Origin of the sequence: Winogradskyella sp. J14-2 (assembly GCF_001971725.1) — a bacterium.
Taxonomy (GTDB): Bacteria; Bacteroidota; Bacteroidia; order Flavobacteriales; family Flavobacteriaceae; genus Winogradskyella.
Window position 1 is genome coordinate 42005 of record NZ_CP019388.1, and the last position, 20736, is coordinate 62740.

Consider the following 20736-nt stretch of genomic DNA (forward strand, 5'->3'; position numbering starts at 1 on the left):
TTCGTTATTTTTTAATTTGTATTTGGTTTAGTAGCTTTAATAATTTCATCTATGAGTTTATCTGTTTCTAGACAGCGTTCTTTAACTTGTTGGTAATACCAAATATTATTGTCCAAATAGTTCTCGAATTTAACCTCTTGAAATAAAGGATAATAATCTGGTTTTACTTTAGAACTTCCAGCCCATGGATAGTTACTTGCCATATCCATTTGTTTAAAAGATATTTTATCTAATAAATAGGGTATTAGCTCGTTGTTTGACCAATTATCCAACTTTGTAACACGAGTTTTTCTGATTTCAGATAGTGTATTCCATTTATAGAGTAAGTCTGTGATTTGTTCATTTTTTAAAAGGTTTAATTTACCACTCTGGATAATGTTTTTAATTGTATTATCCGCAAATGCTATTTCGCTATATCCGAAAGAAACATAAAAAATACTATCTAAATTATGTTTAGAGAGTTCTTCTTTTGAAGTTCCAATTAAATTCATTAAAGTTATTTGCGCATTCATCTGATTATTAACCTCAATAAGAAAATCTTTCAACACCTTTTTATTTTCTTGAAAATCTGTGTGAAGTTTGGTAATTACCTCTTTTTCTTCGTTTTGCTCAATGCGATTGTTATTCCAGTTATTGACTTGTAATGCTAAAAGAATACCAATCATTACTAAAATAATTTCACCAATCGCATACTTAAAATACTTTCTAGTTTTTCCTTCTGACAGTAAATTTTGTCTAATTTTTCTAAAGAATTTTATCATTGTTCAGTGGTTGGTCATAATGAAGCACAACGGTTTGTATATGAAAAGTAGCGTGTTAAGTTGCTAGATTTTCATTGTTAAAACTAAAGTAATAAAAAAGTGCAAAATTTTGAGTCTTGAATTTAGTGAGCTATTTTTTATATACGTTGTTGTGCGTTCGGCTTTATTCATCAAGTCTTTCGTATGTATTAGTTTCTTCCCAAACTTTTGCATCTCCAAAAATCAACAATAAAGCGCCTGAGCTATCAAAAATATCATTTAAAATTAAATCATTGTTTTGGTTTAAAGCGATTCGTACTTTTTTCACATCAACTCCGCCAAATAAGTAAGGTATTCCTCTAATTATTGTATTCCGATTTTTTAGATATAAAAATCCATCGTTTTTAAATTTGTATTCGATTTTTTGACTTTTGATAGTATCATTTTCTTTAAGAAAGTCAATTCGCAAATTTTGTTTGTCAATAATTTTAATTTTAAATCTTCCTCCAATAATTGTATCAAAACTTATAGTATCGCTTTGTCCTCTTCCATATTTCCGATAGAATTTGTTATTGGCGTTGTGATAATATGGATATTCACTTTTTAATTTATCAAGCGCAAAAATTGAATATGTTCCATTTAATTTACTTGCGTTTTCACTATTTACTTTAACGAGATTTTCCGGTCTATTTTTAAAAACTCCGCAACTCATAAATAATGATGACAATAAAATTAAATATAGATATTTCATTCAGATTTTTATGTTCTCGTTTTTTTTAGCTGACGCACAACGGTTTGGGCTATGGTTTCGTTACGGAATGGTACGCAAGTATCATTCCGCCGTAACCATAAATTTAGCAAAAAGGCTCGAAATTCCGATTAGGAATTTCAGCCGTAATGAACTATAGCCGTTGTTGTAACACGTTTTTATTTATTCAATTATTTTTTTCGTTCTTTCTTTTATTAATAGAAAAGTCAGAATTATAATTATACCAATTCCAACTATTAGTAAACCATATTTTAATAACCCAGTCAGGAAAAAAGTCGGAAATCCACTATAACGAAAGTCACTCATTCTTTCCACGAGATTTGGAATAACGTTGGAATTATCCAAAAAGTAATAGCTGACGACACATACTAAACCAATAAGGTAAAGTCTAATAATCTTGAATTTCTTTTTATTCATAATAGTTTTGAGATTCGTTGAATTTCGTCTCTCAAATTCAATTCAGAGTTTTGTTCAATTGAATAACTTTCTGCTACAATTTCAAAACAAGTGTCGTGGAAGAAAAAAATGAAATGTTTATATTTCTCAAATAGTTCGTCTTTGTGGTATGGATGAACAGAGTTTATTTTTTTAAGCTGTTTTATCCATTCCGAGTCAATTACTTTTTGAATTGAGTAAGGCTTGAGTCCTAATTCATAAAGAGGATGCCCACTCATTGCTTCGTCATTCGGACTTCCAAATTTGAATTGTTCAAATAGGTCAAATTTTATGGTTATAATTCCGTCGTCTTGGTCAGTCCGCATATGTATTGATTTTCCATCCCAATTTGGGTCAACATTGCTAACGTAGAAAATCAAATACAGATTTAGTTCATTCGATAAAATTGTTGGTGTTGGTGCGCCAACATCTATATCAAATTTTTCTTTAATCTCTTCGATTTTCATCTGATTTACTGGTTTTTTTTAAATGTGTTACAACGGTCTTGTGTATGGCTCGTTGCGGAAAATCAGCTATGATTTTCCGCCGTAACCGAAAGATAGCAAATTGCAATGAATTCCGATTAGGAATTCAGCCGCAATGAGCTATACACGTTGTTGCCATTAGTACTTTTATTTCCATTTCCAATTCAGTTCATCAACGTATTCTGCTCCTAATTCAGTTACTCGCTTTTTAAATTCCGTTTGATTTTCAATCGAGTGTTTTGGTACAATTAGAGACAAGTCAGTTTGTAACTTTATAAAGAAATGGTCTTTAGTTTCTATCAGTTCTTTTAGTTCAGTTCCGTTTATTCTGCTTTCAGATGTAAAATCTTTGGAATTCACAGAATTTTCATTGAAGTCAATTTCAACAGGTTTGTTAATCCGATTTTTATAATTTTCCTCAACGTGTTTTTTAAAATGGTTCTTATATCTCCATTTAGCATACAACGGATAGAACACAAACCATAAAATTCCAAAAACAATGAATGCGATTCCAATTCCGAATTTTTCGCTTTGGTTCGCGAAAAAAATTCCAAGTACCAAATAGAGTATTGGAATAATTATTCGAGAGCGAAATCGTCTTTTTTTATGTAATTCAGACTTTGAAGAAGTATAAAGCTGATATTCTAAAAAATCCGAGTTTGTAAGTTGATAGTTTATAGTCATTTCGTATTAATGGCAACGGTTTTGTGTATGGCTCGTTGCGTGTAAATTAGCAATAATTTTTCGGTTGAGCCACAAGCCAGATTTTTAAATTTTACTATTTATCTTTTTTATTTGAAATCGTCAAATTTAAAAATTTGGCGACTTTCCAAATATGCCTTAACTTTCGATTAAGCAACTGCCCAGCAATGAGCTATACACGTTGTTCTATGCAGTTTTTTACACATCTTTTTCTATCTGTTCATATGTCAAAATCCTACTTGAAAGTCTATCAATAGTGTCAGGTAAAAACCTATTTTTTACCTGTCTAAGATGCCTTATCAATTCATTAATGTCGTTATCGTTTTCTACAATTAGATATTGGATGTCGTCAGGTTGAAAGTGTAATGTTATATCTCTTACTTTTCTATTTAATCTTGACTTTTGCTGTGATGTCGCAATTTGTTCGATAGGAACAAATGATTGAATATTATCTCTAATTGGTGGGACGTATCGCCATTCTCTTTCGTTTGCAAAGACATAATTTGGCACAGTTTTGTGTCTTGGTCTTATCAAGTCGCCTTGATAGTTTTTAACATATCTAAGAGTGTTCAGCGTATTATTGTACGCAGTTTCATTTCTGCCACTTGAATCCGCTGTGTTGTTCACGAGTTGGAAAAATTTTTCTATTCCATCTATAAAGTTTGCTGTAAATAAACTTTGGTCACTTGCATACATTACTGGGTTTAATCCGCTTTCGATTGCCCATTTTTTCGTCAGTCCAATACCAAATTTTCCATATGTTCCAATATTTTCTTTCAATTCAGAAAGTCGTAAGTCGCTAAACGATACCATTGGAACTGCAAACTCTTTTATATTGGCTCCACCTATAATTCTTTCCCTTGCGTACGACACACGAAAGGTGCTTTCTAAAATAGAGTAGAGGCTATTTTTATTAGTGAAATGAAATAGTATGTTAGGATATAATGCCAATGTTCAATCTTTTCTCGATGTTGGTTTAAATTGCATAGAACGTGTTTGTGTATGGCTCGTTGCGGGAAATCAGCTATGATTTTCCGCCGTAAAACGAAGATAGCAAATTGCAATGAATTCCGATTAGGAATTCAGCCGCAATGAGCTATACACGGTGTTGTGTGTAGTTTTTTTATTCTATATAAACTTTTAATTCAATAATTTTTGCTCTGTCCACGTTTGGTCTGTCCGTTACAAGTTTCACATTGTCAATCAAAACACTATCTCCTTTTTTGAGATTATATATTTGTTTTTTTGCTACATCATTAAATGTATTTCCTTCATTAAATAAACGTTTTTGGTTATTGATTTGATATTCAAAACTGTATACATCAGGTAGTTCCAGAACAAATTGAGGGATATGAGGTTTTATTTTAGAACTGGCAAGTTTTTCTTTCGACAATGTTACATTTCCGAAATATTTATGAATGCTTGCATAAGGTTTTTGAATATCTAAAATCCGAAATTCCCTTTTGTCAATTATTTCTTGTCCCTTAATGTATCCAACTATAGTAATTTCCATAGTAAGTCCTTGACCTGGTGAAATATAATACTCATTGTTATCAATTTTATGAAGTCCAATTCCGCTTACTTTTATGCTATCGGTATTAGGCACATATATGGTCAAAGGGTTTCTGATACCTCTATAAACGACATTTAATTTATTATTTTCAACTATAGATTTGATTTTAGGATTTGTCGGATTACCTACTGTTTTTTTAGGCGCACAATGAATAAAACTTAAAACGACAATTAGAAGAATTATTTGTTTCATAAGATTTATTCAAATTACACACAACGGTCGTGTGTATGGCTCGTTGCGGAAAATCAGCTATGATTTTCCGCCGTAACCGAAAGATAGCAAATTGCAATGAATTCCGATTAGGAATTCAGCCGCAATGAGCTATACACGTTGTTGTAAACAGTTATTATTCCGTTTATTTTATTCTATTCCGATTGAAATCCGGTTCAAATTTTCTTTTGACTAATAGTTTTCTTTTATGGATTAAAAAGAAAAAATATCCAATGTAACTGAATATAAGAACTATACCAATCCAAATATATTTATCTCGTTTGTACTTAAAATTTAAAAATCTTAACTCCAATAGAAACAAAAGGAAGAATACTATTCTAAAATACAGCATTTACAAGACAGTTATTTTTTCAGTAATGTATTTTTCAATCAGTTCTTTGTCCGCTTTGTTTTTTAAAATCAGAAGTTCATTGTTTTTATGAGTCCGATAATTCATTAAGAATTTCGTTTTTCCGCTCCGAGTTAATTCCGAATATTCAAATCGGTTTGGGTCAAATTTGCAAGCAATTAATTCCGTTTTTTGAGTTCGGTCAAGTATTTTTTTTAGTCGAGTTATTTTTCCAGTTTGTTCGTCAATTTTTAATTCCGTGTAGTAAATCCACGAAGCAAATCGGTAAATTGTGTATCCTATTAAAGTTAGAATTGCGATAAAAATTCCGACTCCAATTCCGAGAAACCAAATGAGGAAAATGAATGAAGCAGAAGTCCAAATCATCAGTTCTTTCCAGTTAAATGGAATTCGGTCACTCAAAGTGTGAATGTTCCCATTTTTAGAAATTCTGAAATAGTCTTCGTTCTCGTTCATAATTGTTTACAACGGCTCTGTATAAAGTTTGTTGCGTTATTTTCAAGCTAAAAGTAAACAAATTATTACTGATAAGAAAGTCCGCGAGGACTTTCGCAAGTAAGCAATTAGCTAGCAATAAAATTTATACCTTGTTGTACACTGTTTTTTTTATTCACAATCTTTTATTAATTCCCATTCAACTGTCACAGTTTTTAGTTTTGAATTATAATTGAAATCTCTAATTTTCTTTTTACAATTCAAGGTCAAATATTCATTTTCAAGCTGGTTAGTATTAATATAACCTAATAATTCAGTCCAGCAATATATTGGAAAACATTCCTTTTTTTCAGATTTAGTAAGTTTTTCAAATTCGGTAATCTCAATATTTTCAAAAGTTGGAAGTTCAATTTTTCCTAAATTTAATTTTCTTTTTTTGTCTAGTTTCAAACTCTTTATTATGATTTTTAAAGTCTTTAAAGAATTTTCAGAAGAACTATGATTCAAGTCAATTATTAAGTCAAGACTTTTTAGTTCCTCATCTGTTTCTATTGAAAAATTACCGTTAAAATCTGATTCAATAATTTTATTTTTTCCTTTTATTGAAATTTTTGCCATTGGAAACTCAGATTCATACTGAAATAATTGTCCAGTTATTTGAGCATTAATAATTCCATTAAATGCCAGAACCAAAATTGATATGTAAAATGCCTTTCTCAAATAGTGTACAACGGTCTCGTATAACCGTCAGTTACGGGTTAATATGCGTTAATTTTCGGTTTGGCACAGACGTTAGCAATTCTGAGTGGATTCGGACGTAGTCGAATCCGCCGTAATTGCGGTTATACATTGTTGTGCATAGTGTTTTATTATTTTTCAGTTCCGATTTCATTTACTTCATCCAGTTTTGCTGTCCGATTTATTAACAAAAATGGCAGTCCAATTCCAATTCCGATTATGATTGTTGAGTATAAAAAGAACGGTTCACTTATTAAATATTGTGGTATTAAAGGATTGTCAGGTTTCCCAATAAAGGTCAATATGTAAAGTCCGATTGTGATTGTAACAAATACGAAAAGAATTATTATTAAAATGTCTTTTATTAAGTCGGTTGTTTTAAATTCCAATCGTTTTGAATTTAATAACATTCCGAAAATTGGAATTGAGGAAATGGCAAAATAGTCCAGATTATTAAAATTAAGTCCAAAAAAATATCCAGTAATCTTTTGAAGAGAGTCATTAAGTCCAAATGGATTAATTATTCCAAAAAAGAAGAGGAAGAAAATCAAAGCAGAAATTCCGCCAATCAGATATTTTATTTTATTCGGTATTTTATTCAATTCGGTCAGTTTTCGCGGTTGGCTTACATTATGCACAACGGTCTTGTATATGGCTCGTAGCGTGCAAATTAGCAATTATTTTTCGGTTGAGCACGAGCCGAATTTTTTAATTTTCTTATTATCTTTTCTTCTCAATAAGCCAAATTAAAAAATTTGGCGGACTTGCAAATATGCCTTAACTTTGATTAAGCAACTAATTAGCTATGAGCTATATACGTTGTTGTAAAACGTTTTTTTCATAATGTTAATCGAAATCGACCTTTTAAATTCCGATTATAATATTTGCCAAAAGAATCAGCATTTTTAAATTCGTTCCACATTTCAATTGGCACTCCACTATGAATGTAATTTTTTGATTTAGTTTCTATTATTAAATATCCAATATTGCCATCGCAAGAATAATACTCTGCGTCATAAATCCAAGAGCTTTTACCCGTATTACAGTTATCGGAAAATTTAAAGTCAGAAGATTTAATGACTTGCATTGCATTCTTGTAATTGTCAAAACTGCCATCTATTGAATTACAATCTTTACCACCACAAGAAATTGTAATGGTTAAAATTGAAATTAAGATTGATACTTTAAAAAATCTTGTCATTTTATTAGTTGACTTTTACTCGTTTGAACATTTTTAAATCTTCTTGTCAAGCTACAGTTTTTCAATATTCATTTTCTTCCAGTTTCATTGAAATTGGACTAAAAATTCCCTGATAGATTATTCCCAATTGAAGTCCTAGGAACGGAAACATAAGTAATATTGTTTTCAGCCACGATTGGTTCCACAACGCTTTTAAAATAGGCGTGGATTCATTCCCACTTACCATTTCTGGTGGATTTTGGTAAATCAAATAATAGAAATATGCAATTCCCAAAAGTCCAGCTATTGAATGAACTACAATACTGAACCAATTCAATCGATAAAATTTTAAAATCAGAATATTTATAATCGCTGGTAATGAATTTACCAAGAATGAAATCAGTCCGATTAAAAATGTGTATCCAAGTATGAGCCAAATCCAGCTCAAAGAAAACATCCACAGCATCAGAACCATTCCATAATAAACACACAAATAAGTCAGTAGAAACCAAATAAACATTGTTATTGGTGTTAGTAAATATCTCATAATGGTTGGTTTAAATGTTTTACAACGGTCTCGGCTATGAGTAGTTGCGTGGTTTAGCAGTTAACTTTGCAAGTACACACTTAGCTGAAAATCCGCTAGGATTTTCAGAAGTAGGCGAGAACAAGCAATTACTTATAGCCATTGTTGTGTGCTGGCTTTTTTTATTCCATAATGTTCCAACCAAGCCAGCGGTTCAGTCAGATTATGTTTATTAAATTCTAAATGTATTACTCGTCTTTTCTTTCCGTTTGTCGTTCTATTCGAAGCGTGTAAAGTCAGAGGTTTCATTAACATTGCTCCACCCTTTTCTACTTCACAAACAAATTCGTTCTCTAAATTCCAATCTTTCGAGTCAGCACGAACTATTCCGTTTAAGTGAGATTTCGGAATTACTTTTAGCGCTCCATTATTCTTGTCCGTTTTGTCTAAATGAATTCGGATTGTTATTGTGTCTTGTAAAATCTCAATTGGTGGTTGAACTCCGTATTGTCCTTTTTTAAAAGTCCAATTCACGTAATTTTCCAAATCAGCTTTTTTGTCAACTGAAATGCTCAAATCTTGGTGATAAGCAACAAACCAATTCGATTCGCTAGGTTTGTCAAAATAAATAGCTTTTGTCAAGAAATATTCAGATTCGGAAAGGTCAGCAATTAATGCAGTCAGTTTTTTGTTGAACAATAAATCACTCAATTCAGGCACATTTTTGATTAATTGCCTAATAGCAAACAAGTCCTTTGTTTTCATAAAGGAATTTCCGTCCTGTTCAGCATTTCCGATACAAGCTAAAATTCTGCTTATTTCGATGTCAGAATACAAGTCAGATAAAACGGAAAATCCATTTTCTTCAAGTTCTATTTTGTTTCTTGCGTAGTTCATTTTTTAGCTTGCACACAACGGTTTCGTATAAGATTAGTTGCGTGGTTTAAGCAACTAATTTAGCAAATAAATACCGAATAGAAAATCCGCGAGGATTTTCGTAAGTAGGCTAGAACCAAGCAATTAATTTTATACATTGTTGGCAACTGGCTTTTAATTCCCACCAAATATTTTCGTACTTATATCGTTCGGCATTGCTGGTCCAGAATCGCCTTTTAATAATCCTGTATCTGCTCTACTAAATAGTGATTGCATAATTAAAGACTTTTCTTTTTCATCAACTGCTGAATCTTTAATTAGTGACAAATACACATATGTCAATTGCTCTCTTTCTTCTGCATCTCTCGCAAGGTGAAATGAACTAAAAGCAACTTTATTTAATGCACGTATTCCAAATGCTAAAAATGAAATAAATGTTACATAGATAATAGACCATTTAATTGCACTTGCTTGTCCTTTTATAAAGCTCAATAGCATTCCATCTGGTGTTAACCATAATAATAGATACAATGTAACGCACGCAAATGCAACTAAACCAATTAACCAATAAATAGCTTTCCATCCCTCTTTATTGAGTTTTGTTGCTCTTTGATTCCAATATTCAGCTGGCTTTTTCAATCTCAATAATTCCTCATAAGTATGCTCTAAATCTGTAATTTTTTCTTTTGAAGAGTTATCGAATTCAGAAAACTCTTTCTTAGATTTAACAAACCAATCATCAAAATTTGTTTCTTTTTCGGTTTTTAGGTCGTCAATTTTTTGTGTGTAATTATCAAACTCAACATTGGCAGATTTTAGATGTTCTGATAATTGAGTTTCGCTTTCAGATAGCTGATTTCTAAAGTCATTTCTTAAACGACCAATTGAAGACTTTTCTTTGTTTCTACGTTTGGTTAATTCCGTATAATCTTTTAATTCAAATTCATAAGCTAAAATGTGTCCAATCATAGAATCTTTATTGGAAACATTGTAATTACCCATCACAAAATTGTAAGCTCCAGAGTAATATTTAGGAACTTCTCTATGAATTTTAATTAGAAATTCAGATTGTGGTGAATCGTAAACGAATAGAGTTTTATTATTTTGAATTTGGTTTTTTTCCGAATTCCAGTAGCTGTTTAATTGACTTTCGTTATAGTTTTGGTTAATAACGTAGGCATTTATATAGTTTTCAAGTCTTGTTTTAAAATTTGAAAACTGTTTTTTGGATGCTTTTAGTTCATTTGGTATGTTTTCTCCGAATTTTGACCATCCATCAATTTGTTGTTCTAAAAATTTAAAAATACTACTAAACCCAGTTAAAGTTTGGTCAAAATCCAAATGTGGATATACAATTTGTAAGTTTACTGAATTCAACCAATCAGAATATTCAGAATCAGCAATTATTTTTCTTATCTCTGTTGTTGTCATTCAGTCAGTATTGTTTTTTTTAGCTTGTTGCCAACGGTAACGTATAAGAATAGTAGCGGATTTTATGTACTTATTTTTCCGTTTGTTACTGCCTTTTGATGTATAAATTTACTTTCTTTTAAGCACTTAAACCGCTATTATTTTTATACAATGTTAGGCAACGTTTTTATTTCCGTATTGTTTTATTTCGTCCAATTCCGCCTGTTTTTCATCACGTTCTTCTTCGATATCGTAATCATCTTGAAGTCCGAGCCAGAATTTGGCCGAATTTCCGAAATACTTGCTTAACCTTAATGCTGTGTCCGCAGTTATTCTGCGTCTCCCTTTTATTATTTCCGAAATTCTTGTTTGCGGTATTTTCAAGTCCTTTGAAAGTCGGTAAGCCGAGATTTCAAGTGGTTCAAGAAATTCCAAGTTCAAGACTTCGCCAGGATGTACATTTGCCAACTTTTCCATTTTTCCTTTTTAATGATAGTCGATTATTTCCACTTCGCTTGCGTTTCCGTTGTTCCATTTGAAAATGATTCGCCATTGTTTGTTAATTCGAATACTGTAAAAATCCTTTAGATTTCCAGTCAGTTTTTCAAGTCGGTTTGAAGGCGGAATTCTCAAGTCCATAATATCTTGCGAGTTGTTTAACATTCTCAATTTCCGACGTCCAACGTTCTGAATTTCAATCGGCATTTTTTTAACTCGAATTCCGTTCCATATCATTTCGGTTTCTTTCGAGCCAAATGAAATAATCATACCTTTGCTTTACGTTACTAACGTCAAAAGTAAGTAAAAAGTTTGTTTTGTGCAAATGTTGCCTAACGGGTTTGTATATGGCTCGTAGCGTGTAAATTAGCGATTATTTTTCGGTTAAGCACGAGCCGAATTTTTTAATTTTCTTATTATCTTTATATTCAATAAGCCAAATTAAAAAATTTGGCGGACTTGCAAATATACCTTGACTTTAATTAAGCAACTAACTAGCTATGAGCTATATACGTTGTTGTAAGCCGTTTTTATTCTGCTGTTTATTATATCACTTATTTTTTTAGCTTTATCAACTATCATAAAATGCTCTCCATTTTGGACTAAAATAGTGTTTTTTCCTTTTGGTGGAAGTAATTTATCTTTTGTGCCACCGATTTTAATTAAATTCTTCAATTCCGTTTCGTTGCTCCAGTTCATTAATTCTCTAATCGCCCATTTTGTGAAATTCAAATCCGTGTCGTCCAAGATAGAGTTCAGCAATTCTTTTTTTTCAGTTCCAAACATAAAGTGAGCAATTACCTTTGGTGGATTTAATAATTTTTCGGGAATTAGTTCAATCAAGTTTGATTTTCCAGCGAGCTTAATTATTCCGCTTAATTCACTTTTTGTTTCTACTGATGAAATTAAAATAGTGAATTTTGGTTTTGTCAATTTGCTTATTTCTGTTGCAACTAATCCTCCAAAACTTACGCCTAAAATCCCAAAATCCTCTTGATTTCCAATTCCATATTCCTCAATGAGCCGTTTTGAATAATCGATAATGGTTTCATTCTTATTTGGTTTTATCCAATCAACAGGAATTAATTCGTGTTCAAGAGTTAAGTATTTAAAAACTCTTTTGTCAGCTCCAAGTCCACTAATTCCAAATATTTTCATTTATTTCTGAGGTTTGTCTTAAATGGCTTACAACGGTTTTGTGTATGATTTCGTTGCGTGTTTCAGCAACTAATTTAGCAAATACAAACCGAATAGAAAATCCGCGAGGATTTTCGTAAGTAGGCTAGTACTAGCAATGAATTATACACGTTGTTAGCCACTGGCTTTATTTAATTTCAATTCCGACTGTATGTCTATCGAACGTTTTAAAAAATCCAATGATATTCTTTTCGTCAGCATTGATTTCCGTATTCTCCGTTTTTATTTTTAAATATATCAGATTCCTTTTCAGTTTTTTAATGTCATTCGCATCATTAAGACTGAAATTGATATCATCTCCAATCCATAATGCTTGTCCGTTTTTCAATTCGCAAGTCAGAGTATTTATTTCATTGTTAAATTCAATTTCAAATGCTTTTTTTATTTCAATAATTTCCATATCCGAATCAAATTCCACTATTCTTGCGTTAAATGCAAAAGGTTCTTCATTTAAGCGTTCTTTGACTTTATACTCAACAAATATTGAATTTCCACTTTTATTAAAAATATAGAAATCTGTCATATAAGAACAACTCGTTAAAGTCAGAAGTAATATTATTCCAATTAACCTTTTCATTTTTTAAAAGCTGGTTTCATTTTTAGTTCTTTCACGATATTTTCTTTCAATCTGAATGTTTCTTCAGCTTGTGGCTAACGGTCTCGGCTATGAGTAGTTGCGTGGTTTAGCACTTAACTTTGCAAGTACACACCAAGCTGAAAATCCGCGAGGATTTTCAGAAGTAGGCAAAAACAAGCAATTACTTATAGCCATTGTTGTGTGTAGTTATTTTATCCATCCGCTTTGTTGAAACGAACGATATATTTGGTTAATATTTTTATTTTTTAAAACGTCTTTTATTTGTTCCGTAACTCCAAAAATGCAACCTTGACAAGTATTAAGTTGTATTTTAGATTCACTTAATTCTGTCATTTTTTGAAGTTCCTTATTCTCGATTTTAATTCCTTTTTTCTTTAGAAATTCAAGTCCGATGTAACCGTATGTAGCGATTTCGGGATTTATTGATTTTAACCAACTTGATAATTGGACATAATTATTCGCATTGACCAAATCAAGCATTTCTTGACATTTGTCTGGTGGTGTTCCTGCAATTCCACAAAAAGTACCGTATGTGTAAACATCAAAGGCGGTTTTCTCAAAGTTCGAGTTTTCTATTCTTTCAAATAGTGTTTTTTGTTCGTTATTGTCTGTTAGTTTTAGATAAACTAATTCATTATCTGACGATTTAATTATGTTTAGATTATAAGAACTACCTACAAGCCATAATTCAGAGCTTTCTTGATTTAAATTGTTCTCAATCATTCTATTGAAGCTTGTCCGTTTTTCAAATCCATAAGGTTCTTTTTCCGTAATTTTTTCTGCACTCCAAAAGCTGTCCAATTTTTGAAAGTTGAAATTGTCCGATTTAAAAATTGTTATCAAGCTGTTTAATTTTTCCTTTACAGGTTCATCGTTAAATTCGAAGTTTGTTCTGGAAGAAATTCCAAAATCGCCATCATTGTTTATTTCTATTTTGAATATTTTCTCTTCTATATCATATCCTTTTTCATTTGGGTCTTTTTTGATGTAGTAAGAAATTCCATTTTGAGTGTTCCAAGCGTAAGAGTTTGATGTGAAACAGCCTTTGTCATTGTATGTATTCCAAACATCTTTCATTGTATTTTCATTTAGTACAATTCCGATTTCTGTTTTAGCCTTAAATGGCGACTCAACTGAAATTGACCTTACAATTTTATTTTTGTCATAAGGGTCAATTTGAAATGTCAATCCGATTTTGTCAAAACGATAGTTTGTAATTAAAGTCTTTTCGGACAGAGTGTAATCAGTTCCATAAATTTGAATTACATCCGAAATTGTTGATGAGTCAATCACAATGGATATTCCTTCAATTCCTTTATTCGGAATAAGCACATTTGTTTGTCCATAAATTGGGTTAAAACAAAGTACGAATAGAATGATATTTATTGTTCTGAATGTCATTTTCATAATTACACACAACGGTTTTGTGTATGATTTCGTTGCGTGTTTAAGAACTAAAGTTAGCAAATAAATCACAGATAGAAAATCCGCGAGGACTTTCATAAGTAAGCTATAACTAGCAATGAATTATACACGGTGTTATCTCTTGTTTTTATTCCGCTTTTTCTTTTTTCTTTCACGTTTGTATTTCCGTAATTCCTTTTTTGTTGGCGGTTTTGTAATAGCATAAGCCGAACCAGAATATTTATAGCTTATAAACGGAATTTTTTCGACAAAATCCTTTCCGTATTTTTCGAGTTCCCCAATTTCTCCAATTTTTTTATTAAACTGAATTATAAATTCCGCTTCTTTAATTCCATTTTGCGAAGTTGGTGTCCAGAAGTTTTTAAAAGAGTAGTTATTATTCTCTTTCAGTTCGTAAATATGTGTTATTCCGTCAAACCCTTGTTGCCAATCTTTAATATACTTATCACTCGGTATTTTTTGAATTCCACTGTTTGATATGTATTCATATAAATTTTCAGAGATTGATTTTGGTAGTAAATAAGTTTTTACAAATGTGTCTGCCTTATAATCGTCTTCCCAAACCTCAAAAACATAATATATTATCTTACCACTTATAGAGTCATTATCTTTAGTGATTTCGAGTAAATTCCCAGCATTCCAACTTCTAAAAGTAAATTCCGATTTAGTGTTTAATTCAGGTAATTTGAAGGCTTTAATATCATCGTTCTGATAGCTTTTCCAAAATAGAGTGTCGCTGTCTTTTGTTAAATATAATTCCGAATTTTCGGTTTGGCTATTTGCAGAAATTGATAGTAAAATCGTAAGCAAGATTGTTAATATTTTCATTTCTAATGATTTTCTGTCAAATGTATTCTTTGAAAATTAGTCATAAAAGTCAAAATGAGTTAACTGTCTTTTTTAATGAGCGAAAACTTGGATTCAACGTTGTAACGCAACAAAGCGTTGTTAATTTTTGATGTTACTAAGCTACATTTTTTACTTCAAAATCCATCATTTCTTGCGGTGTTTTATACCCAATTATTTTCCGAGGTCTATTATTGAGTTTTTGTTGAATAATTTGAAGTTGATTTTCGCTAATTAGGTTAAAGTTCGTTCCTTTTGGTAGATACCTTCTAATGAGTCCATTTGTGTTTTCATTGGTGCCTCTTTCCCAAGAGGAATATGGATGAGCAAAGTAAATTTTGATACCTGTATTTTTGGTTATTTTTTGGTGTTTTGCCATTTCAACTCCGTTGTCGTAGGTCATTGATTTTTTAAATTCAGCGTTTAACCGGTTCAATATTTTAGAAAAGGCTTCGGCGACTTCTTCTGCATTTTTAGAGTTTAATTTTACTATTAAGGTGAACCTGGTCTTACGTTCTACAATGGTCCCAATAGCACTTTTATTGTCTTTTCCGATAACCAGGTCTCCTTCCCAATGTCCAGCTTCCTGTCTAAGTTCAATATGCTTGGGCCTATGGTCTATACTGACCTGGTTAAGTATTACACTTCCTTTTCCGCGTCTCTTTTTAGAAGGTATCCGTCTTGTTTTTTTACGTACAAGTAGCTTGATTAGTTTTTTGTTTAGACTGGCCTGTGGTCTTGTATATATGTGCCTATAGATTGCTTCGTGGGAAATGGTCATTATAGGGTCATTGGGATAAAGTTCTTTGAGCCTGCCAGAAATTTGTTCGGGTGTCCAATTGGACAAAAGTCCTTTGTAAACAAAAAATCTCAGTAAGGAATGTGTACTTATTTTATCGCGGTTTCTTTTGTTCGCATAATCGTCCTTGGCGTTCCAATGTGCTAGTTCAGCATCGTAATTATCCTCTTTATTTTGTACCCATTTATTGATTTCCCTTGAGATTGTAGAGGGTGCTCTGCCAAGTGTTTTAGCTATGTAAGCTTTACGCTTATTTTCGTTCAAAAGTGTCTGGATCTGGACTCTTTCTTTAAGGGTAAGCCGTCTGTGTTTTTTAATCGTCATTTTACAAATCTATAAATTTAGATTTGTTGCGTTAAGTTATTGAATGCAGAAAAGTTTTTCTCAAATAAGAGATAACGGTCTAGTGTATGATTTCGTTGCGTGTTTAAGTATTAAAGTTAGCAAATAATCACAGATAGAAAATTCCAGCGGAATTTTCGTAAGTAAGCTTTAACTAGCAATGAATTATAGACATTGTTGCCACTAGTACTTTGTTAATATTTTATTTTTAACTTATAATCGATATTAAATGCTTTTTGACATTCATTTTGGTTGGATGAACTAAGCTTCTTCTTTTTTATTTTTTTTCCATATTTCTGATACCACTTAGTTAGCTTTTCTTGTGCTACTTGAGGATATTTATTAATGAATTCAAGAAGCCCAATTGGGTATCCAAAGTCACAATTAAAATCAAGAACATCCCATTGCGTTTGAAAAACTAAGAAATAAGGTATTGATATAATATCGTCAAGAATCATAAAAGCGACTGTTCCGACAGTCAGATTAGTGTCTCTGCATTGTATTTGGATATCAGTCTTAGTTTCATCTTGAATCTTTGATATAAGTTGTGGAATAGCTTCCTCTCCGAGTTTTACTATATCCCAATATAATGAGTCGCCACAGTTCCAGACTTTAGAGTCAATTTCGTTGTTTTTAAATGATATTGTTCCAAAAGGGATTTTTTTGATTTCATTAATTCTATTAATTAAATCATTTTCTATTAAGCGAGAATCTATTGATAATGAAGATTCAGGCTTTATTTCATAGTTTTCGGCAATTAAGGTTTGTTCCGAATTCTTTTTGGTATTGGAACAGGAAGTAATAATTGTCAATAAGATTAATATATGTAATGTCCTCATTTCTTGTATTAGTGGCAACGGTCTCGTATAACCGTCAGTTACGGGTTTATATTCGTTAATTTTCGGTTTAGCACAGACGTTAGCAATTCCGAGTGGATTCGGACGTAGTCGAATCCGCCGTAATTGCGGTTATACATTGTTGTAAGTAGTTTTTTCATACCGCAAGATTTGATTCTGCGATTCGTTTTTTTGCGTTATTCAAATCGGATTCACTTTCCCAAATAACCACTTTACTATTTTCCACGTAATAGTTCTCAATGAATAAATCAGAAAATTTGTCAGCATTTAATTCAGTTCCGTCATTTTTTGCGATTTCAGAATTCCGTAACCATAAGTCCTTAATAGCAATTTCAATTGTGTCGGATAAATTCAGCACTTTTTTTATTGTTTTTTTCCAGTCATTAAAGTCAGTCGAAAAAACATTGTCAAGATTCATATTTCCAATCAAATCACTTTTTTCAGTCGGTAACTCTTTTAAAGTATCCAATATGAACGCTTTAAAAAATACATTGATATTCATATCAGTTTTTGGTGGTTCAGGTTTCTTTTTCCAACTGAAAAGTTTCATTGATTACGTTTTTCTTAAATTACTTACAACGTGTTTGTGTATGGCTCGTTGCGGAAAATCAGCTGTGATTTTCCGCCGTAACCGAAAGATAGCAAATTGCAATGAATTCTGATTAGGAATTCAGCCGCAATGAGCTATACACGTTGTTGTGGTGTCGTTTTTATTTTTAATTCAGCGCCAATTTCGGGTTTCGCTTTTTGTTTTATATTCATTGGTTTTATTAGATACCAATAAATTCCATTTTTTCTTCTTTCTAACTCTTTTTTAACTGCAATTTCTCTATCTTTTTCAGTTTTGTAAGAGTTACTGATATGTTCAGATTTTGTTTCACAATCGAACATAATTTCAGAGTCCGCAATCAGAAGTGTTCCAGAGAGAACTCTTTTTGTTACAGCCCAATTTGTTTCCGTATTCAAGTCGACAATTTCCGTATCTGGTGGAATTCCATTTTCATTATGCTGTAATTCAGTCAGAATTCCAATTCCAGTTATATTAAAACACTCAATTACTTTTACAAAACCTTTTTTCATTTATTCAATCCACCATTTTTGAAATAATTCTTTCCGATATTTTATTATTGAGTCTACTTGTAATTCCGATGATTTAGTCAATTCAGAGTAAGTTCGCTTTGACATTGGTAATTGATTTACAGCTTCGATTAATCTGTTTTCAATTGTTTTCTTTCCATTATAGGATTCACACAATTTATTTAATAATTCAATTTCCGCATTGTATTTGTTGAATTCATTATCCGCACAATGGTCGTGAGTTCTATAACTGCAATAAGCATTATTGAATAAATACCAATCATATTCTACTGTATGATTTTCGAATTTTACTGTTCGTTCAAACGCAGGGTCAAATAAAAATAGGAATAGAGTTCCTACTAAAATAAATATTGGTATTATTAAAATCAGTTTCTTCATCAAATGCACCACAACGGTTAGGCTATGCGTAGTGCGGGATTTCAACGCACTTCACTTTCCGTCTACCGAAAAGTTTGTTTAATGTAATTACTTTAATTTCAGCACTTTCGCCCGCATTACGTATAGCCATTGTTGGCATTTCGTTGTTTTTATTCATCTTCAATCGTTTCCTTTTGCAAGAAGTCCAATTTCAATAAATCTTCTTTTTCTATTTCCCAACCATCAAAGTCAATATTCCACCGCTCTTCTAAAAATGAGAGCATTTTTTTACCCCGACTTTCAATTTCTGCTGGTGTCCAATTGTCATAGCTTGAAACTTCAATTTCGCTGTAAGCACCGTTAAAGAAACCAACTTCATCTCCATCCTTATTCGTATGTTTTTTCTTGAAGTCAAAGCATTTGTTTTGGAACTCAGAGTTTTTTGATTGTCCGAGCAATACCAAGTTTCCTAAAGTGTTAAGCAGAATTTTTCTTTCCTTTTTCGAGTGCATATTAAAAACAGAAGTCCAACAATCGTCTTTTGGTGTTTGAGGATAGATATGCTCAATTGTATCTTCTTTTTTCCGTTTGTTAAAGTCAGTCCAACTTACTTTCTGATTTCCCTTCGCTTTTCCTTGTAAGTGAAGTTCATATTCAAAAAGGAAATATCTCAAACCATTCCAACTGTAAAAACCTTCTCCTTTTTCATACTGGTCTTTAACATAGTTGTCAAATTTTTCAAGGTCAAACCAACCGTGATAAACGTAATCGTCTCCTTCGCCTGACTCTCCTTGGGTCATCCAATTAACATTACCAATTACTTTCTCGATTGTAGTTTCTCCTTGTCCCCAATGGTCTAAACCGAAGTAAAACATATTGGCAAGTCTATAAAAATGACTGTTTTTTGTGTTTGAAGGTCTTTGAGAAAGACGGAAAACGAGAAAAATGAAACGTTCTGCCGATTTGAAGAGTGGCAAAAATTCATTCTCATTACACTTCGTCATTGCAGCCATAAATAACGGTGGAAAAGCACTCATACCTAAGCGATTGAGTTTTTGAATCCATTCTTTTGTTTCGTCTTGATAGTCAGAAAATTGAGCGTTGTACAAGTAAAACCAAGATTTAACACTTTTAGAAAGACTATCAATATACTCCTTAATGTCTGTCAAAACGATTCTGCCTTTAATCGCATTTTTGGCTGTGAATTTTTTATTGAGTAAGAATTTGGCATAAGAGGCTGATTCTTTCCTGTCGTACTTAAAGTACATTATCCAATGGTTACGCAGGAACTCGTCATCATCCATTGCATTGTCCTTGTTCTTGCCTAAATACTCATAAATGGTTTTCCAAGTCTCGTTAATGTCTTTTCTTAATCGTGCTCTTGTTTGATTGTCAACATCTAAAAGGGTCGATAGATAAATTAGTCTGTTCTTGAGTAACTCTAAATTTGACAGAGGTTTTCCCCTGTTATTCATAGTCTCAAAAGTTACATAAACATCAAGTTCGTCATCTATTTCGTAAAAGTTAAATTTGAATTTAGCTGTAACCTTCTTGAAAATTTCTTCAAGCTCTTGTTTTTCGAGTTTTTCTAATTTTTTCTCGAAGAAGTCTTTCGCTGTTTTCAAGTTTGAAGTGTACAAAGTCTGTTCTGGGACTTTGTCAGCAGTTGAAGACTCTTGCCGTAAAATCTTCGTTTTAAAAAACTCATCGCTTGGGTTATCACGTTCATAACCAAATATGTACGACTTGTAGCTGTCTCCGTATGCTTGGAACAAGAATTTGTTTACCCAATATGACTTGTCTTTAAAGTTGATTCCTTCGCTATCGGCAAATTGATTAAGTATTTCATTAATTAGAATGATTGAAGTTGTCAGTCTTTGCTGTCCATCAATGAGGTAATATGCTCCAAGTTCTCTTTCAAAAAGCCACAAATCGTCTTGCCATTTCTCAATGTTCTCAACACTTGATTTTGAAACTGGCTCAACAGTTAGAAGTCCTGTGTAATGGATTTTGTCGCCTTTCAGATTGATAAGGTCTTCCCAAAAGTCTTCAAGTTGGTTTGTTTCCCAAGAGTACCCCCTTTGAAAGTCGGGGATTCTAAAAAATTTTTCGTTAAATATTTCTGTTAACGATTGTAGTTTATTGTCTGCCATTTCGGTCTTTTTTCAATGAATGCCAACGGTTTTGGCTATGGTTTCGTTACGGAATGGTACGCGAGTATCATTCCGCCGTAACCATAAATTTAGCAAAAAGGCTTGAAATTCCGATTA

The 20736-nt window shown here is 31.9% G+C and carries 25 protein-coding genes; all 25 read right to left on the reverse strand.

Annotated elements, in window-relative coordinates:
• Positions 1–11: 11 nt before the first annotated feature.
• Positions 12–761 (reverse strand): hypothetical protein, encoded by a 750-nt coding sequence (locus BWZ20_RS00295; RefSeq protein WP_076614696.1) that lies wholly within the window; start codon positions 759–761, stop codon positions 12–14.
• A gap of 163 nt (positions 762–924) precedes the next feature.
• A complete protein-coding gene (locus BWZ20_RS00300; protein WP_157358279.1) occupies positions 925–1491 on the reverse strand; it encodes a hypothetical protein in 567 nt (188 codons plus the stop codon).
• A 431-nt stretch (positions 1492–1922) separates the two neighbouring features.
• Positions 1923–2411 (reverse strand): hypothetical protein, encoded by a 489-nt coding sequence (locus BWZ20_RS00310; RefSeq protein WP_076614768.1) that lies wholly within the window; start codon positions 2409–2411, stop codon positions 1923–1925.
• 165 nt (positions 2412–2576) lie between these two features.
• Complete coding sequence (locus BWZ20_RS15210; protein WP_157358280.1) at positions 2577–2789, reverse strand: YcxB family protein; 213 nt, start codon at positions 2787–2789, stop codon at positions 2577–2579.
• Between the two features lie 540 nt (positions 2790–3329).
• Positions 3330–4004, reverse strand: a complete 675-nt coding sequence (locus BWZ20_RS00320; protein ID WP_157358281.1) for an abortive infection system antitoxin AbiGi family protein — start codon at positions 4002–4004, stop codon at positions 3330–3332.
• Between the two features lie 250 nt (positions 4005–4254).
• Positions 4255–4896, reverse strand: a complete 642-nt coding sequence (locus tag BWZ20_RS00325) for a GldM family protein (RefSeq protein WP_076614774.1) — start codon at positions 4894–4896, stop codon at positions 4255–4257.
• Positions 4897–5266: 370 nt separating this feature from the next.
• On the reverse strand, positions 5267–5740 hold the full coding sequence (locus tag BWZ20_RS00330) for a hypothetical protein (protein WP_076614776.1): 474 nt from the start codon (positions 5738–5740) through the stop codon (positions 5267–5269).
• A gap of 150 nt (positions 5741–5890) precedes the next feature.
• Complete coding sequence (locus tag BWZ20_RS00335; RefSeq protein WP_157358282.1) at positions 5891–6439, reverse strand: hypothetical protein; 549 nt, start codon at positions 6437–6439, stop codon at positions 5891–5893.
• A gap of 149 nt (positions 6440–6588) precedes the next feature.
• Positions 6589–7059, reverse strand: a complete 471-nt coding sequence (locus BWZ20_RS00340) for a hypothetical protein (protein ID WP_076614888.1) — start codon at positions 7057–7059, stop codon at positions 6589–6591.
• A gap of 236 nt (positions 7060–7295) precedes the next feature.
• Complete coding sequence (locus BWZ20_RS00345; RefSeq protein ID WP_076614783.1) at positions 7296–7658, reverse strand: KTSC domain-containing protein; 363 nt, start codon at positions 7656–7658, stop codon at positions 7296–7298.
• A 61-nt stretch (positions 7659–7719) separates the two neighbouring features.
• A complete protein-coding gene (locus tag BWZ20_RS00350) occupies positions 7720–8184 on the reverse strand; it encodes a hypothetical protein (protein ID WP_157358283.1) in 465 nt (154 codons plus the stop codon).
• A gap of 132 nt (positions 8185–8316) precedes the next feature.
• Positions 8317–9060, reverse strand: coding sequence for a phytanoyl-CoA dioxygenase family protein (locus BWZ20_RS00355; protein ID WP_076614714.1), 744 nt, complete (start codon positions 9058–9060; stop codon positions 8317–8319).
• A 153-nt stretch (positions 9061–9213) separates the two neighbouring features.
• The gene (locus tag BWZ20_RS00360; RefSeq protein WP_076614787.1) at positions 9214–10470 is read right to left on the reverse strand and encodes a DUF6161 domain-containing protein; all 1257 of its coding nucleotides are present in this window, start codon (positions 10468–10470) and stop codon (positions 9214–9216) included.
• 153 nt (positions 10471–10623) lie between these two features.
• A complete protein-coding gene (locus BWZ20_RS00365) occupies positions 10624–10926 on the reverse strand; it encodes a HigA family addiction module antitoxin (RefSeq protein WP_054560615.1) in 303 nt (100 codons plus the stop codon).
• Positions 10927–10935: 9 nt separating this feature from the next.
• The gene (locus BWZ20_RS00370; RefSeq protein ID WP_076614790.1) at positions 10936–11217 is read right to left on the reverse strand and encodes a type II toxin-antitoxin system RelE/ParE family toxin; all 282 of its coding nucleotides are present in this window, start codon (positions 11215–11217) and stop codon (positions 10936–10938) included.
• 228 nt (positions 11218–11445) lie between these two features.
• Complete coding sequence (locus BWZ20_RS00375; protein ID WP_076614791.1) at positions 11446–12105, reverse strand: hypothetical protein; 660 nt, start codon at positions 12103–12105, stop codon at positions 11446–11448.
• Between the two features lie 166 nt (positions 12106–12271).
• Positions 12272–12721 carry a hypothetical protein gene (locus tag BWZ20_RS00380; protein ID WP_198034958.1) on the reverse strand — a complete coding sequence of 150 codons (450 nt, stop codon included), beginning with the start codon at positions 12719–12721 and terminating at the stop codon, positions 12272–12274.
• A gap of 207 nt (positions 12722–12928) precedes the next feature.
• Positions 12929–14149 carry a hypothetical protein gene (locus BWZ20_RS00385; RefSeq protein WP_157358284.1) on the reverse strand — a complete coding sequence of 407 codons (1221 nt, stop codon included), beginning with the start codon at positions 14147–14149 and terminating at the stop codon, positions 12929–12931.
• A 132-nt stretch (positions 14150–14281) separates the two neighbouring features.
• Positions 14282–14995, reverse strand: coding sequence for a hypothetical protein (locus BWZ20_RS00390; RefSeq protein WP_076614800.1), 714 nt, complete (start codon positions 14993–14995; stop codon positions 14282–14284).
• A 136-nt stretch (positions 14996–15131) separates the two neighbouring features.
• Positions 15132–16076, reverse strand: a complete 945-nt coding sequence (locus BWZ20_RS00395) for an IS30 family transposase (RefSeq protein ID WP_198034959.1) — start codon at positions 16074–16076, stop codon at positions 15132–15134.
• A 272-nt stretch (positions 16077–16348) separates the two neighbouring features.
• The gene (locus BWZ20_RS00400; RefSeq protein WP_076614803.1) at positions 16349–16993 is read right to left on the reverse strand and encodes a hypothetical protein; all 645 of its coding nucleotides are present in this window, start codon (positions 16991–16993) and stop codon (positions 16349–16351) included.
• Positions 16994–17147: 154 nt separating this feature from the next.
• On the reverse strand, positions 17148–17561 hold the full coding sequence (locus tag BWZ20_RS00405) for a hypothetical protein (protein WP_076614806.1): 414 nt from the start codon (positions 17559–17561) through the stop codon (positions 17148–17150).
• Between the two features lie 134 nt (positions 17562–17695).
• On the reverse strand, positions 17696–18091 hold the full coding sequence (locus tag BWZ20_RS00410) for a hypothetical protein (protein WP_076614808.1): 396 nt from the start codon (positions 18089–18091) through the stop codon (positions 17696–17698).
• Entirely contained in the window at positions 18092–18532 is a 441-nt protein-coding gene (locus BWZ20_RS00415) for a hypothetical protein (protein WP_157358285.1), read from the reverse strand.
• A 104-nt stretch (positions 18533–18636) separates the two neighbouring features.
• Positions 18637–20619 carry a DUF262 domain-containing protein gene (locus BWZ20_RS00420; RefSeq protein ID WP_076614814.1) on the reverse strand — a complete coding sequence of 661 codons (1983 nt, stop codon included), beginning with the start codon at positions 20617–20619 and terminating at the stop codon, positions 18637–18639.
• Positions 20620–20736: the final 117 nt, after the last annotated feature.